The sequence below is a fragment of the Streptomyces sp. NBC_00102 genome, assembly GCF_026343115.1.
In the GTDB taxonomy this organism is placed as follows: domain Bacteria; phylum Actinomycetota; class Actinomycetes; order Streptomycetales; family Streptomycetaceae; genus Streptomyces.
Genome location: NZ_JAPEMC010000001.1, coordinates 4,013,024 through 4,027,502 on the forward strand (window position 1 = coordinate 4,013,024; position 14,479 = coordinate 4,027,502).

The window sequence follows — 14,479 nt, forward strand, 5'->3', positions numbered from 1 at the left end:
TCGCCGTCCGCGGTTGTTGGCGGATGGTCTGCTCGCGGCTGGCGGCGGAGTTGACCTAGACCGCGCTCCAGCTCGTAGCGTCCTTCGCATGACCATCAGCGAACAGCAGCCGCTCGGCTCGCCCTTCTCCGCCGCCAGCACCGCCGAGGACGTCCTGGCCGGGACCGACCTCTCCGGGAAGACCGCCGTCGTGACCGGGGGCTACTCCGGGCTCGGCCTGGCGACCACCCACGCCCTGACGGCCGCCGGAGCCCGGGTGATCGTGCCCGCCCGCCGCCCCGAAGTCGCCGAGGCCGCCCTCGCCGACGTGAAGGGTGCCGAGGTCGTCCCCATGGACCTGGCCGACCTCGACAGCGTGCGGGAGGCCGCCGCGCGGATCACCGCCTCCGTCGCTCGGCTCGACCTCCTCATGGCGGTGGCCGGTGTAATGGCCACCCCCGAGCGGCGCGTCGGGCCCGGCTGGGAGAGCCAGTTGGCCGCCAACCACTTCGGGCACTTCACCCTCGCCTGCGAGCTCTATCCGCTCCTGGCCGGTGCCGGTGGTGCGCGGGTCGTCGTCAACAGTTCCGCCGGACATACCCTGACCGGCTTCCGCCGGCACGACCCGCACTTCCGCACCGGCTACGACAAGTGGCTGGCCTACGGTCAGTCCAAGACCGCCAATATCCTGTTCGCCGTGCACCTCGACGCCCTCGGACGCGAGGACGGCGTCCGGGCGTTCTCCCTCCACCCCGGCAAGATCATCACGGGGCTCCAGCGGGAGATGGAGCTCCAGGAGCAGATCGACCTCGGGTGGGTGGACGAGCACGGGAACGTCGTCGGAGCCGGTTTCAAGTCCCCTTCGCAGGGGGCCGCCACCGGTCTGTGGGCCGCCACGTCCCCGCTCCTCGACGGACACGGCGGGCTCTACCTCGAAGACTGTGAGGTCGCGCGCGTCTCGGCCCCGGACGAGGCCATGGACGACGGTGGGGTCCGCGGGTACGCCGTCGATCCGGATGCGGCCGCACGGCTGTGGGAGCTGTCACTCGCGGCGACCGGGGCCACTCCGATCGGCCGGTGACGCTCCGGGCCGCGGGGCCCGCGGACGGGACAGCCCTCAATCGGCCGCCCGCTGCTCCCACCCCGTGAGGATGCGGGCGGCCTCGTGGCCGAGGTGGGCGTCCTCGGAGAGTCGGCGGAGCACCTCGGCCCGGCCCTCGCTCGGACCTGCCTCGCTGAGTGCCGCCAAGGCGTTGTCCCGTACGAGCGGGTCGGGGTCGCTGAGTACGGCGTCGGCCAGGGCCGCGAGGACGACGGAGTCGTCGGCGTACGAGCCCAGCGCCATCACCGCGTACTGGCGGACCAGGTCCTCGTCCGGGTGTTCGACGGCCGACACCAGGACGGCGCCCGCGAGACGCCAGGTCTCCGGGTCGGACGGGGGCCAGAGCCGCAGTACCTTCGTCGCCTCGACGCGCGCGAGGTCGAACGCCTCGTAGTCGGCGACGACCTCGATGAGGAACGACAGAATGCCCGGGTGATCCGGCTCGGTGGAGAGCACGCCGCCGAGGTCGTAGACGATTTCGCGCCTGCGGTCGCTCTCCTGGGGCAGCGTTCCGTACTCCGTGATCAGCTTTTCCGTCCGGTTCATGGGATATGCGTTTCCCCCGACGCGAAGTTCCACGCATCCGGCCGCTTTCCGGGTCGGTCGGGCCTTGAGCCGTGAGCCGTGAGCCGTGCGGGGCGTACGGGGCGTGCGAGGCGTAAGGGGCGTGCGGGTGTGGCGCGGTCCGGCTTCTCCCCTCGTGGAAGCCGGACCGCGCGTCCGGGGTGGCCGGTCACGGCCGCTCGGTCCCGGCCGGCCGGTCACGGCCGGTCGCGGGCGCTCGGGACCGTCGGTCAGGGTCGGGTGGTCAGGCCAGGTCAGGTCGGGCCGGGGCGTCCGGGCGGGCGGTCAGTCCCACCAGAAGGTCCAGCAGTCGCGGTTCATCAGGTGCTTCTCGGCGTACGCGTCGAGGTTGTACGGCGGGTTCTGGTTGATGTTGTCCGGGCAGAAGGCGTAGTGCTCGGCCGCGACCGCCCGGGCCTCGGCGAGGGTGGCCGGCGGGCGGCCGACCGACACGGTCAGGGTGTCGAAGCCGAGCATGACGACCCGGATGTCGAACCGGTCCTCCCAGGAGCGGAGTACCGCGCAGAGGCGGGCGACGTCGTTCTCGTGGTTGACCGGGCCCGACCAGCCGATGGCGGCGGGGATGTCCGCGCTGCGCCGGGCGGGTACGAGGGCGGGGCGCAGGCCGGTTCCGTCCTCTTCGAGGTAGGCGCTGCCGATGACGTCCGCGAGCTCGGCGGCCAGTTGGTCGGGGTCGCCGATGCCGGCGGCGGGGACGGGGGCGAGTCCGGGCCACTCGGGGGTGCTGCCGGACCCGGCCGGGCCACCGGCCTCGGACGTGTCGCCGGACTCGGCGTCCCCGTCCCCGAGTTCGTCGTCGGCGTACGGCTCCCAGAAGCTCAGGAGCACCTCTTCGGCGTCGTGGTCACCCGGGTACGAAACGCGCTCGGGTGCGAGATCCCACGCGCTGGGCGGCTCCCGGCGCGGGCCCTCGTCGATCAGCACGGGCAGCAGTCCGACCCGCCGGCCGGTGGCGCGCAGGGCCGCGAAGTCGCCCGGGGCCGCCGCCGTGTTCCCGTACCAGAACAGGGGTTCGTGCCAGGGGCCGTCGACGGTGGCGTCCACGAGGGATCCGGACGGCAGATCCAGCCCGTGGGAGGCAAGGGACGGGAGGGGGTTCGGAAGCGTCGCCATGCCGCAGACACTAAGGGGAACCACTGACATTGATGCTGATACTCAGGTTCCGGTGGTCGTGGCTCTGCCACTGACTGACGCCCTGCTGGGCTGTCCTCAAGTTGTTCTGTCCGGCCGCCGGAACCTGTTCTCATGGCTCCGGCCGGGCGGAACATGACCTGATAGGAGCTTGGTCAGAAGCCCCCTTCAATGTCCTGTCTGCGCCACCCGGCCGGCGCCCACCTCCGGTTGGGAAGGCACTATCAGCATGACATCAGAGGTCGCAGAGGAGACTGTGGACCAGGCTGTGTTCGGCGGGGTCGACTCCCATGCCGACACCGTGCATGTCGCGGTTGTCAGCGACAACGGCGGGCACCTCGCCGATGCCGAGTTCGCCACCACGGCCGCCGGATACGCGGCGGCCCTGGCGTTCCTGGACGCCCATGGCCATGTGAGGGCGATCGGTGTGGAGGGCACTGCCTCCTACGGTGCCGGATTCACCCGTGCCGCCCGCTCACGCGGGCACCGGGTCGTCGAGGTCAACCGGCCCGACCGGGCCGAACGCCGCCGGATCGGCAAGTCCGACCCCATCGATGCTTACGCCGCCGCGCGAGCCGCACTGTCCGGACGGGCTTCCAGCGCGCCCAAGGACGACACCGTCACCGGCATACGGGCCATGCACAACACCGCCCGCTCCGCTGTCAAAGCCCGCACCGCCGCCCTGAACCAGATCACCCACATCCTCATCACCGCCCCCGAGGACATCCGCGCCCGATACGGACAGCTCAAAGGGAATGCCCGCACCGACGCCCTGGCCCGGTTGCGACCGGCCGGAGACGCGGTCCACATTGCGGTCCTCACCGCGCTGAAGAGCCTCGCCCGACGCGTCAACGGACTTGCCGCGGAGCACGAGGCTCTCACCAAGGCGCTGGACAGCGAGGTCACCGCGCACAACCCCGGGCTGCGGGCTGCTTACGGAGTCGGCCCCGACACTGCTGCCCAACTGCTGATCACGGCCGGAGGCAACCCCGAACGCATGCGGACCGAGTCCTCCTTCGCAGCCCTCTGCGGAGCCGCGCCGGTCCCCGCCTCCAGCGGCCGGACCAACCGTCACCGCCTCTCGCGAGGCGGTGACCGGGCAGCCAACGCCGCCCTCTACCGAATCGCCCTCGTCCGCATGTCCAGCGATTCCCGCACCCGCGAGTACGTGGTCCGCCAGACCGCCGCCGGCCGCACGAAGAAGGAGATCATCCGGCTCCTGAAACGGGCCATCGCCCGGGAGATGTTCCGTTGCCTCACCACTACGGTCACCGTTCCCGGCATCGCCGACCTGCGACCCCTGCGGCAGTCCAAGAACATCACCCTCACCACCGCGGCAAGCCACTTCGGCCTCTGGCCGGCCACCATCTCCACTCTCGAACGGGGAATCCGCCGGGACGACGACCTGGCCAGCACCTACCGGGACTGGCTCCAAGCAGCATGAGTCCTCAGAGAACGTCCGACCCCCGGGGCCACTGAAGGCCCTCAGGGGAAAACTTCGGCGGCCGGCTAAGCCGCACGAAGTCGCGGTACTCGTCCTGGACGACGTTCTCGTTGACCCACCGCCCCCGCTCGGCTCCAGTGCGATCTTCGGCAATGATCAGCGCGGCCAGCGGGTCCTCAGCCATGCCCAGGAACCGGCCGAACTCGTCGGCCTCCTCATCAGGATCGAGCGGCGGGAACTCGCCCAGGTCCAGGAAACTCTCACTGCCGACGTCCTCGACCGCGTGGAGATAGACCTCATAGGACGCCTTCGCCGGACGAACCTCTACATAGCGCACGCCGGGACGCTCGGCCGAACTCCACGGCCCAAGGAACTGCTCAACCGCGTGACCCCGCCGCAATGACCCGAGGATGAACACTTCCGCCAAGTACCGCACCCGGCCACCATACGGCGCAACGACCCGCCTCAGGCCCCTCGAAAGACTTGACGACCAATAGGAGCATCAACGTCCCCGGCGGTGCCGTTGGCACTGTTACCAACAGTGCGGTCCAGAACGGCCTGAAGTGCTCGAACGCCCCCGTATCAAGCTCTGATTCGCGCGACAATCCCTCTTCGGGGCATCCGTGGAGCCCTCGCCGCCGAAGAGGAGACATGGCCCCTCAACCGAAACAACCCGAACAACCCGAGCGACCCGAGCAGTCGAAGCGACCCGAGAGGTCCGGACGGCCGCAACGCTCCGGACCGGCCCGACAGGGCGACCAGAGGCGTGATCCCGGCCAGGATCGCGAGAGCAGCCAGGGCGGCCCCGGCAGTCGGCAGCCCAACCGGGGCAAGCGGACGAAGACTTCGCGTCTCGCCGACGGCCGGCTGCTCATCGCGGACATCGATCTGGAGCTCCCCCCGGGCCGCAGCCCGCTCCAACGGGCCCTGCGTACGGCCGACATCAACCTCCCGCCCGCCCGCTCCAGGGCGGGCGTACCGACGGAGGCGGGCGGGCCCGCCGGTGAGGCCGGGAAGACTGCGTCGGTGGACGGAGTCGCTGCGGGGGAAGCCGCCTCAGGAGGGTGAACCGGGTGTTCGCACGGCCGGTTCAGTCGGCTTTCGGCGTCGTCGCGTACGTGAACGGGCCGACGACGCCCGCACTGTGGTAGGCCGCCGCTTCGAGTGCGGTGGTGATCCGCTGACGCGGTTTCAGGCCGAGAGCGGCGGTGGCGTGGAGCGCGCCGAGGGCGATGTCGTCACCGCAGCCGACCGCCGCGTACTGGTCCGAGGGCTCGCCGACCTGGTAGTCCGAGTGGATGGTGTAGAGCCGCCCGGCTATCCCGACGAGGAACGTACCGGCCTGCTCCTGCTCCGAGTCCTTGCGTGCCCAGCCGCCGTCCTTGAGGCAGGAACGCAGCGCGTCGATGAACTTGGTGACCATGAACCGGTCCAGGTCACCGCTCGGATGCGGCACTTCGAACGCGTACCGCAGGAGCTGTCCCATGCGGAACGACGAGGTGAACCCCATGACGTAGGGGCCGTTCCGGAACACCTTGAGGTCCCGGCGCACGGTGATCGAGAGGCCGGCGACCCCTGCCGAGTCGCCGCCGAGGTGGACGCGGTTCTTGTGGACGAGCCCGACGATCACGGTCATGCGAAGGCAACCTCACGGGGGTGTGGTGGGGTGGGTGTACGGATGTCAGAAGAGGCTTCCCGGGCCGGGTCGTCGCAAATCGCTTGGGCGCGGGGCGAGTTCGAGGCGCGCGGGAGGCGCGGCGGGGCGTGCGGGGGCGCGGAGCGCGCATCGCGGCGCACTCGTGGGGCTTCTCCGTCGCATCCCGTGGGGCCGTCCGGTACCGGCGTCCGCCGCGTACGGGTGGTCGAACCTCCGGGCGGGGGTGTCCGCCCGCCGGTCAGGCGACCGCGTCACCGGGGGTCGTCGGGCCGGTCCAGGTGATCTCGAAGTACCGGACGCGCTCGTCCTGGCCGGCCGGTCGCATGCCCGCCGCGATCATGACGTGCTGGGACGCGAGGTTGTCGTGGTCGGCGTCGCCCTTTACGCGGGTGACGCCCTGTTCCCGCGCGAACAGCAGCAGGCCGCGCAGGGCTTCGGATGCGTACCCCCGGCCCCGCTCGGACGGGACGAGGCCGTAGCCGATCGTGACGCTGCCCTCGGCGTCGGCGGGAGCATGGAAGCCCACCCCGCCGATCGCCCGGCCGTCCTCGCGCCGGCGGATCTCGTAGTTGCCGAACGGGTGGGGGTCGCCGGTGTCCGCGCAGGCGCGCAGGTAGCGCGTGGCCGCGGAGACGTCTCCGGCGGTGGGGTAGCCGGGCGCCCATCGGGCACCGGCGTCGGGCTCGCCCGCCACTATGCGCTCGGCCTCGCGGACGGTCGTCGGGTGGAGCAGGAGCCGTGCTGTCGCGAGATCGCTCATGGCAGGGAGGAGTATCACGCGGGCCGTACCGGCCGCACGAGGATTACCGGGGCGTGCGTGCGGGCGGGCCGAGCCGCCTGCGTCAATTCTGTACCTACTGGTATGTACACTCCTCCACCATGAGTACTGCCATGAGCACCGCGGACCGTCTCGTCGAGAGCACCCGGGAACTGCTGTGGGAGCGCGGATACGCCGCCACCAGCCCGAAGGCCATCCAGAAGAGGGCCGGGGCGGGGCAGGGCAGCATGTACCACCACTTCGCGGGCAAGCCCGATCTGGCGCTCGCCGCGATAGTCCGTACGGCCGAGGAGATGCGCGCCAAGGCCGAAGCGCAGTTCTCGGCTCCGGGTACGGCCGGAGGGCGGATCACCGCGTATCTGCTGCGTGAGCGCGAGGTGCTCAAGGGCTGCCCGATCGGAGGGCTCACCCAGGACCCGGAACTGATGGCCGACCCCGTCCTGCGGGCCCCCGTCGAAGTGACCCTCGGCTGGCTGCGCGGCCGCCTCGCCGAGATCGTCGCCGAGGGACGCGCGAGCGGTGAACTGAGCGCCGCGCTGGACCCGCAGGCCACCGCGACGACGATCGTGGCGGTGCTCCAGGGCGGCTATGTGCTGGCCCGCGCCGCCGACTCGGTGGACCCGTTCGACCAGGCGATCTCCGGCGTGCTGGGGCTGCTTGCCGCACACACCACGACCGTCGCCGCGCACACCACGACCGTCGCGGAGGAAACGGCGGCCGGGGAGACCGCCGCCGAGTGACCCCGCCGGGGAGACCACCGCCGAGTGCCTCCCCGCCGAGTGCCTCCCCGCCGAGGAGACCCCCGCCGAGGAGACCACCGGCAGGCGGCGCCGCGTCGAGGACGCCGCGACAGTACCGAGAGAGGCAGCACCTTCATGTACGCCACGCAGTACGAGATCACCCTGCCCGCCGACTACGACATGGGGATCATCCGGAAGCGGGTGGCCGTGGGCGGCCCCACCATGGACGACCGTGCCGGACTCGGACTGAAGGCGTTCGTGATCCGCGAGCGCGGTCTCGCCGGCTCGCCGGTCAACGAGTACGCGCCCTTCTACCTGTGGAACGACACCGGCGCGATGGCCCGATTCCTCGTCGGCGGCGGTGGGTTCCAGAACATCGTCCGCGACTTCGGGCGACCCGCCGCCCACCACTGGGCGGGCATCGCCTGCCACGCCGGTCCCGCCCGCGCCACGGCCCCCCGATCCGCCTCGCGCAGGCTCACCCCCATCCCCGCCGACCCCGACCAGCGCCGCGACGGCCTCGGGCCGGCCGCGCTGATCGAGCGGGAGGTCGAGCAACTGGCCGTCCTCGCCCGGCGCGGAGGTGTGCACACCGCCGCCCTCGCCTTCGACCCGCACTCCTGGCAGCTGGTGCGGTTCGTCCTCTGGTCGGACGCCGTGGCGCCCGACGAGGAAGCCACCGAGCGCTACGAGATCCTGCACCTCTCCGCCCCCGGCCTGGCCGGCCTCCCGGAGGGCCGCGCCTGGTGAGCGGCGCGGCCGACCGGGACTTCCCCGGCGTTACGGGTCAGGAGGCGTCGACCAGTCTCCGCACCTCGGGCGCGAGGTCCGGGCCGGATTCGACGGCGAAGAGCGTGGCCGTCTCCGGTGTGTCCCCGATGGCGATGGCGACCTCGGGAGAGACGCCGACCACCTCGTAGGCGGTCCCCTTCACGTCCGGATCGTCGCTCCGGTCGTCGCAGGCGGGCTGGGTGGCGACGCCGAGCTTCTTCCCCGGGGTGATCGTCGCGTTCGCCACGTCCACGTACGAGCGGCCCTGGTAGGTGTACTGATTCGGGCAGAGGACCTCTCTGCCCTCGACCGAGCACGCGGCTACCGACATCACCAATGCCGCCGCCACTGCCGAGCCGGTGATTCGCGCTGTCCAACTCATCTTGTTCCCCCCACGGTTGTCGATGCGCGGAGGAGGGATGCCTCCACCGCGCCGAGTGGCCCCGCCGCTGCTCGGCACGGGGGTGAGACCGTGCCGGCGGTGAGGCTCTCGTGAATCCGCGGTTCGACGTGGGCACCTCGGATCTGGTTCCGCCAGGAGCGTGATTCCTCAGGGGCGAGATGTGATCGTGATCTTGAGGGCTGGGGCGGGCGGCCGAACCGGGGAACCGGCGGGCGCCGACATGCCGTGCGGGGTACGGGTCACGGGCCGGGCGGCTCCGCGCGCGTAACGTCTCGGGCCACCCGCACGCCGTGCGCGGTAGCCCGTACACCGCACATGGTGCGGTGTACCCACCGATACGCGAGGCCGCCGATGCGCAAGCTCATCCTCTCCATCTCCGTCTCCCTCGACGGCTTCTTCGAGGGGCCGGACCACGACATCGAATGGCACTTCGTGGACGAGGAGTTGCACCAGCACTTCAACGACGAGCTGGGGCGGATGGGCGCGTTCATCCACGGGCGGGTGACGTACGAGCTGATGGCCGATTTCTGGCCCACGGCGGACGAGGACCCGGCGAACGCGGGGACGGTGGCCGAATTCGCCACGATCTGGAAGGACATGCCGAAGTACGTCTACTCCCGCACCCTCACCGAGGCGGGCTGGGGCTCCACGATCGTGCGCGAGGTGGACCCCGACGCGATCCGCGCCCTGAAGGCGGAACCGGGCGGCGACCTGGTGGTCGGCGGACCGACGCTGGCGGACGCGTTCCGGCGGCACGGGCTCATCGACGAGTACCGGATCTACGTCCACCCGGTCCTGATCGGGCGCGGCAACCCCCTCTTCCGCGACACCGACACCCGTACCAACCTGAGCCTCGTGGAGACCCGGCGCTTCGGCAGTGGGGTGGTGCTGCTGCGGTACGAGGCGGGGGGTCGCAGCACGGGCGCGGACGGGGCCGCGAGCTGAGCCGTTCCGGGAACCTCGCACCGCAGATCGTCGTCACAGGGCTCCGAACGCCTCCGTGACGGCCGTGCAGGTCGCTGCGAGGTCGTCGTCCGTGATGGCGGCGGAGACGAACCAGCAGGCCATGGGGAAGGCGTTGGCGTGGATTCCGCGTTTGAGGAGTTCGTGGCGGAAGGCGTGCGACCGGGCCTGGTCGACGCGCAGCAGGTCGCGGTAGTTGCGCGTGGGCAGGCCGTCGGAGGTGAAGACGGTCTGGAACATGGCGCCGACGCCCTGCACCGAGCAGGGGATTCCCCGGTCGTGGGCGGCCTTCTGCGCTGTTTCCATCACCTGGCGGCCGGTGTCCTCGATGCGCCGGACGACGTCGGGGTCGCCGAGTTGTCGCAGGGTCACGAGGGCGGCCGTCGCGCAGAGCGGCGAGGCGTTGTACGTGCCGCCGTGCTTGACGCGTCCGGAAGCGAGTTCTTCCATGATCTCCCGGCGTCCGGCGAAGGCGGCGATGGGCAGTCCTCCCCCCAGGGCTTTGGAGAACACGGCGAGGTCGGGCACGACGGCGAAGAGGCTCTGTGCACCGCCGGGGCCTGTGCGGAAGCCGGTGCAGACCTCGTCGAAGATCAGCACGATGCCGCGGGCGGTGCACTCCTCGCGAAGGGCTTCGAGGTATCCCGGCTCGGGCATGGTGCAGGCGTTGTTGGCGACGATCGGCTCGCAGATGACAGCGGCGAGAGTCCCGGCGTGGGCGTCGAGGACCATGCGCAGCGCGGTCAGGTCGTTCCACGGACACACCACCACGTCGTCCACGACACCGGCGGGGATCCCCGGGGAGTGGGGCACGGACCGTGGGGCCGTGTGAGGGCCGGCTTCGGTTTCGGTGGGGCGGTTCGAGATCGCCAGGGTGTCCGACCACCCGTGGTAGTGCCCTTCGAACTTCAGGATCCGGGAGCGCCCGGTGTGGCCGCGGGCCGCGCGTACGGCGCCCTGTACGGCCTCGCTGCCGGAGTTCGCGAAGCGGACGAGTTCCGCGCAGGGCACCATCCGGCAGATCGTCTCCGCGAGTTCGACCTCCGGGACGTTGCAGGTGCCGAACATCGTGCCGGTGTGCAGTACCCGGGTGAGGGCGTCCGTCAGCACGGGCGGGGCGTGGCCGAGGATCGCGCTGCCGTAGGAGATGAGGTAGTCGACGTACTCGTTGCCGTCGACGTCCCGGATGCGGGAGCCCGCCCCGCTGGTGATGTAGAGCGGGTAGGGGTGCGGGCCCGTGGAGGTGAGACGGGAGGAGGAGCTGATCCCGCCCGCGAGTGACTGCTTGGCGCGTTCGAACCACGATCGGCTGCCGTCCGTGCCGTGCAGGGCCTGTAAACGGTCATTCATGGTCGCTCCTGTTTGCTGGGTCATGCCCGGGGACACGCTGTTGGATGTTCGTGCCCGGTGCTGCAGAGGGTGTTGGCGAAGGGGTGGTGCGGTGTGGTGAGGACTGCTGTGGTCACGGGAGCGGGCAGCGGTATCGGACGGGCCTGTGCCCTGGGCCTCCTGGCCGACGGATGGACGGTCGTGCTGACCGGCCGACGGGAGGAGCGGCTGCGGGAATCGGCGCGCCTGGCGGACGCCTCCTGCCGCGCGCGTGCGGTGGTGCTGCCCGCGGACGTCACCGACCCGCAGTCGGTGGACGCGCTCTTCTCCGCGGTGGTGGAACGGTGGGGGCGGCTGGACCTGCTCTTCAACAACGCGGCCGACCTGATGCCGTACACGGCCACCGAAGACGTGGACGTGGCGGACTGGCACCGGGTCATGGACTCGGTCGCCACCGGGGCTTTCCTGTGCTCGCGAGCGGCCTTCCGGATCATGAAGACACAGACTCCCCGGGGCGGACGGATCATCAACAACGGTGCTCCCTCGGCGCAGATACCGAGACCCGACTCGATCGCTTTCACCGCGGCCAAGCACGCCGTGGCCGGCATCACGCGCTCGCTCTCTCTCGACGGCCGCCGTTTCGACATCTCCTGCGGGCAGATCGACATCGGCAACGTGACTCCCGCCGACCGCCCCCAGCCTGCCGTCCGGCAGCCCGACGGCTCACTGCGGGTGGAGCCCACCATGGACGTCCGGCACGTGGTCGACACGTTCCGGGCCATGGCCGCCCTTCCGGTGGGGGTGAACATCCAGTCCGTCCTGGTGATGCCCAGCGCCATGCCCTACGTCGGCCGGGGGTAGGCCCGCCACGTAAGCCTTCAGGGTCCGGCCGGGTACCAGCAGACCGGCCCGCTCCCAGGCCAGCATCCGGTGCAGCCCGTCCAGGTGGATCAGCCCTTCCCGGACAGTCAGCCGTTCGTAGTCCGGACCTCCTACCGCCCGGGCGCTCAGGAACACCGCGGTGGGTACGGCGCGCGACTGGCGGTCCAACTTGTGTGCACACAGCGGGTTGGAAAGGGTGTACGCGTCCCCGAGCGTCGTCAGCCGGGCGGCGGCGACCCGCACGGTGAGACCGGTTCTCGGGATCAGTTCGACGTCCCCTCCCTCGCCCAGATGCCAGGGCAGCACCACACCGCGGACTTCCGGTCCCTCCAGCAGCACTTCGTGCCAGCGGCCCTCCGACAGGGTCTGCGCGTTGCGGATGTGGCGCTCCGCCTCGTCGTTGGAGTTGGCGGTGTCCCCGGGGCGGTACGGGTGGTGCCGCCCGAAGTGGCTCAGTACCTCGTCGAAGGAGACGGCCTGGAGAATCCTCATGCCGCACGCCCGGCGCCCTGCGATTCGTACGCGCTGAAGTGACGTTCCTCGAAGAGTTCCTGCCACCGTTCCTGCCCGTCCCGGAGCTTCCGGCCGGCTGCCAGTATCCGCCGCCAGTACGGCTTGACCGGAGGCCACGGCTCCCCCGTGCGGCAGTACGACGCGTCGATCAGGTAGCGGTCCGGCTCCCCGGGCGCGGAGGCGCCCGCGGCGCGTCGGGTGTGGAACAGCGCGGAGTGAAGGACCACGGCGGACCCCGGGGGCAGTTCGGTGATCAGCGCCTCCCCGGGCAGGACCCCCGTCCCCAGATGGCTGCGGGCGTCCTTCTCCGCGACCTCGTGGTGCGAGCCGGGCAGCACGGCGAGAGCCCCCATGCCCGGCCGCAAGCCCTGGACGTAGTGGAGGACGTGAACCATCGGAAGCCGCCGATGGCGCTGAGGCCGCTGCTCGTAATCGTGGTGCCAGGGCTTGCCCGGAGCTCCGGGCGGTCGGCGGTCGCTGTGGAGGTGGTGGAACACGAAAGCGGGGCCGAGCAGGTTCTCGTTCTCCAACAGCTCCAGCAGTGGCGGGTAGGCGACCAGCTCGCCGTGCGCCGCCATCTCCAGCTCGACCGCTTCCGGCTCGGGGGACCGTTCGGGGCATAAGCAGGCGTCGATGGAACGCTGCCTGAGACCCGAGTCCACCCAGTGGTCGACCTCCTGTGTCAGGCGCCTCACGAACTCGGCGGGCAGCAGGCCTCGAAGGACCAGGAAGCCCTTCTCGTCGAACTCGTCGATCTGCGTTGCGGCATGCGAAGAGACGGTCACGCGGCTCGACCTCCGATGTACGCCGATGGGTGACCCGGGGGGTGGCACGGGTCTTGCCATCCATATCCCGGCCCCTCCGCGACCATGCCGTCACGCAGCGGAATGGCCGATCACCGGCGCCTGCGGTGTGACGCCGGTGTCTCGGAGAGGCGGAGAGGGTTTGCCGAAACGGGTGATGCACCGATGTTCGCGGGAGGACGGCCGGAATGCGCACTGGGGGACGGGAGCCGGTCCGACGTGGTGTGGCCCCGGGGCCCTTCTCCGAGCCGGGCAGCGTCTTCGAACTGCCGCCGGTCGACCGGCGACGCCTTGACCAACGGGCGCATCGTCACGCCGGTTGCGCGCCGTCAGCCGACATCGACGAGAGCGTGCCGCGAGCTCTTACGCGGAGGCCGTGGCCGCGTAGGCGGCGAAGGCGCTCCAGGTGCCGGTGGCGACGGTGAGGACGGGGCCCTCGGGGTCCTTGGAGTCGCGGACGTGGATGGCGGTGGGGTGGGCGGCGATTTCGACGCAGGCGCCGCCTTCCTCGTCGCTGTAGCTGGACTTGATCCAGGCGTGCGTAGTGATCATCGTTCTCCTAGAAGACTTTCCAACAGGCCCCTCGTCTCATCCGTATTGAGGGCCTGCGTTCGCAGCATCCCATATTTCTGGACGAGGATGGCGACCTCGTTGGGCTCGGGGACAATCCGACTTCCGCGCTGCGTTTCGGTGTATCCGATGCGCTGAAAGTCAGGGGTCTCCAACACGATGAAGGGTCCTCCGAGCCCAGCGTGACTCGTTCGCCCCAGGGGCATCACCTGAAGGGAGACCCCCGGCAAATCGGCGCACGTGCGCAGGTGCTGAAGAGTTGCGAAATACACCGCGTCGCCGTCGAGGCGATCCCTGATGATCGCCTCCGCAATGACAAAGCTCAAGGTGGGCGGGGTGTCGCGATTCAAGATTTCGTGCCTCTTCACACGTGTGGCAACCCGGTTCTCGATCTCCGCCGCGCTGAGAGCCGGAACTCGGTTGCGAAACACCGCCCGTGCGTACGCCTCAGTCTGGAGCAGCCCCGGCAGGACCGCGTTCTCCCACCACGACAGTGCCAGCGCCTCGCGCTCCAGGTCCATGTACTGCTCGGCCCAGGCCGGGATCAGGTCCACCTCCGGCAGGTTCTCCACCGCTGTCGCCAAGGCGCCCTTGGTGTCGAGTAGTTCGTCCAGACGGTGTGCCAGATCGGGGAGGAGGGCGCGCCTGCCCTGCTCGATCGAGGCGATCGTCTCGACCTGAACGCCGACGCTTGTCGCCAACTGGGCCTGGGTAAGCCCTGCTTCGATACGGAACAGGCTGACCAGCTTGCCGACGAGCTTCATGGCTGACGCATTTCTGCGCTGCCGATTCCTGGTGTGCATGCCCTCCCAATCCCCACGGGGACCCG

General features: G+C 70.4%; 16 protein-coding genes and 2 pseudogenes. 7 read left to right on the plus strand and 11 right to left on the minus strand.

Annotated features, from left to right (window positions below):
- Positions 1–88 precede the first annotated feature (88 nt).
- Complete coding sequence (locus tag OHA55_RS17880; protein WP_266707483.1) at positions 89–1,060, plus strand: SDR family NAD(P)-dependent oxidoreductase; 972 nt, start codon at positions 89–91, stop codon at positions 1,058–1,060.
- Positions 1,061–1,096: 36 nt separating this feature from the next.
- Here OHA55_RS17880 and OHA55_RS17885 read toward each other — a convergent pair whose 3' ends face one another.
- Together OHA55_RS17885 and OHA55_RS17890 are read right to left on the minus strand one after the other, a co-directional pair.
- Positions 1,097–1,627, minus strand: a complete 531-nt coding sequence (locus tag OHA55_RS17885; protein ID WP_266707485.1) for a HEAT repeat domain-containing protein — start codon at positions 1,625–1,627, stop codon at positions 1,097–1,099.
- Between the two features lie 303 nt (positions 1,628–1,930).
- Positions 1,931–2,779, minus strand: coding sequence for a DUF4253 domain-containing protein (locus OHA55_RS17890; RefSeq protein WP_266707487.1), 849 nt, complete (start codon positions 2,777–2,779; stop codon positions 1,931–1,933).
- A gap of 274 nt (positions 2,780–3,053) precedes the next feature.
- On the opposite strand from OHA55_RS17890, the gene OHA55_RS17895 reads away from it, so the two are divergent.
- Positions 3,054–4,241, plus strand: a complete 1,188-nt coding sequence (locus tag OHA55_RS17895; RefSeq protein WP_266703204.1) for an IS110 family transposase — start codon at positions 3,054–3,056, stop codon at positions 4,239–4,241.
- Between the two features lie 4 nt (positions 4,242–4,245).
- Here the strand turns inward: OHA55_RS17895 and OHA55_RS17900 are convergent, their stop codons facing one another.
- Positions 4,246–4,578 carry a hypothetical protein gene (locus OHA55_RS17900; protein WP_266707489.1) on the minus strand — a complete coding sequence of 111 codons (333 nt, stop codon included), beginning with the start codon at positions 4,576–4,578 and terminating at the stop codon, positions 4,246–4,248.
- Between the two features lie 314 nt (positions 4,579–4,892).
- On the opposite strand from OHA55_RS17900, the gene OHA55_RS17905 reads away from it, so the two are divergent.
- Complete coding sequence (locus OHA55_RS17905) at positions 4,893–5,309, plus strand: hypothetical protein (protein WP_266707491.1); 417 nt, start codon at positions 4,893–4,895, stop codon at positions 5,307–5,309.
- Positions 5,310–5,331: 22 nt separating this feature from the next.
- Here OHA55_RS17905 and OHA55_RS17910 read toward each other — a convergent pair whose 3' ends face one another.
- Together OHA55_RS17910 and OHA55_RS17915 are read right to left on the minus strand one after the other, a co-directional pair.
- Positions 5,332–5,877 (minus strand): hypothetical protein, encoded by a 546-nt coding sequence (locus OHA55_RS17910; protein ID WP_266707493.1) that lies wholly within the window; start codon positions 5,875–5,877, stop codon positions 5,332–5,334.
- 259 nt (positions 5,878–6,136) lie between these two features.
- Positions 6,137–6,658 (minus strand): GNAT family N-acetyltransferase, encoded by a 522-nt coding sequence (locus OHA55_RS17915; RefSeq protein WP_266707495.1) that lies wholly within the window; start codon positions 6,656–6,658, stop codon positions 6,137–6,139.
- A 131-nt stretch (positions 6,659–6,789) separates the two neighbouring features.
- On the opposite strand from OHA55_RS17915, the gene OHA55_RS17920 reads away from it, so the two are divergent.
- A complete protein-coding gene (locus OHA55_RS17920) occupies positions 6,790–7,416 on the plus strand; it encodes a TetR/AcrR family transcriptional regulator (RefSeq protein WP_266710763.1) in 627 nt (208 codons plus the stop codon).
- Positions 7,417–7,551: 135 nt separating this feature from the next.
- On the plus strand, positions 7,552–8,166 hold the full coding sequence (locus OHA55_RS17925) for a DUF4865 family protein (RefSeq protein WP_266707497.1): 615 nt from the start codon (positions 7,552–7,554) through the stop codon (positions 8,164–8,166).
- A gap of 37 nt (positions 8,167–8,203) precedes the next feature.
- On the opposite strand, the gene OHA55_RS17930 is transcribed toward OHA55_RS17925, so the two are convergent.
- Complete coding sequence (locus OHA55_RS17930) at positions 8,204–8,569, minus strand: DUF6281 family protein (protein WP_266707499.1); 366 nt, start codon at positions 8,567–8,569, stop codon at positions 8,204–8,206.
- 372 nt (positions 8,570–8,941) lie between these two features.
- Between OHA55_RS17930 and OHA55_RS17935 the strand changes: the two genes are divergently transcribed.
- The gene (locus OHA55_RS17935; protein ID WP_266707501.1) at positions 8,942–9,535 is read left to right on the plus strand and encodes a dihydrofolate reductase family protein; all 594 of its coding nucleotides are present in this window, start codon (positions 8,942–8,944) and stop codon (positions 9,533–9,535) included.
- Between the two features lie 33 nt (positions 9,536–9,568).
- On the opposite strand, the gene OHA55_RS17940 is transcribed toward OHA55_RS17935, so the two are convergent.
- Complete coding sequence (locus OHA55_RS17940) at positions 9,569–10,903, minus strand: aspartate aminotransferase family protein (protein WP_266707503.1); 1,335 nt, start codon at positions 10,901–10,903, stop codon at positions 9,569–9,571.
- A gap of 93 nt (positions 10,904–10,996) precedes the next feature.
- Between OHA55_RS17940 and OHA55_RS17945 the strand changes: the two genes are divergently transcribed.
- A complete protein-coding gene (locus tag OHA55_RS17945; protein ID WP_266707505.1) occupies positions 10,997–11,743 on the plus strand; it encodes an SDR family oxidoreductase in 747 nt (248 codons plus the stop codon).
- 42 nt (positions 11,744–11,785) lie between these two features.
- Here the strand turns inward: OHA55_RS17945 and OHA55_RS17950 are convergent.
- The 4 genes and pseudogenes from OHA55_RS17950 to OHA55_RS17965 all read right to left on the minus strand — a co-directional run.
- Positions 11,786–12,256 (minus strand): annotated as a pseudogene (locus tag OHA55_RS17950) (DUF6309 family protein); the annotation flags it as partial.
- Positions 12,253–13,062 (minus strand): phytanoyl-CoA dioxygenase family protein, encoded by an 810-nt coding sequence (locus OHA55_RS17955; protein ID WP_266707507.1) that lies wholly within the window; start codon positions 13,060–13,062, stop codon positions 12,253–12,255. The pseudogene OHA55_RS17950 and the gene OHA55_RS17955, both read right to left, overlap by 4 nt.
- Positions 13,063–13,443: 381 nt before the next feature.
- Positions 13,444–13,620, minus strand: a pseudogene (locus OHA55_RS17960) (DUF397 domain-containing protein); the annotation flags it as partial.
- Between the two features lie 8 nt (positions 13,621–13,628).
- Positions 13,629–14,414 (minus strand): helix-turn-helix transcriptional regulator, encoded by a 786-nt coding sequence (locus tag OHA55_RS17965; RefSeq protein WP_266707509.1) that lies wholly within the window; start codon positions 14,412–14,414, stop codon positions 13,629–13,631.
- Between the last annotated feature and the right edge of the window lie 65 nt (positions 14,415–14,479).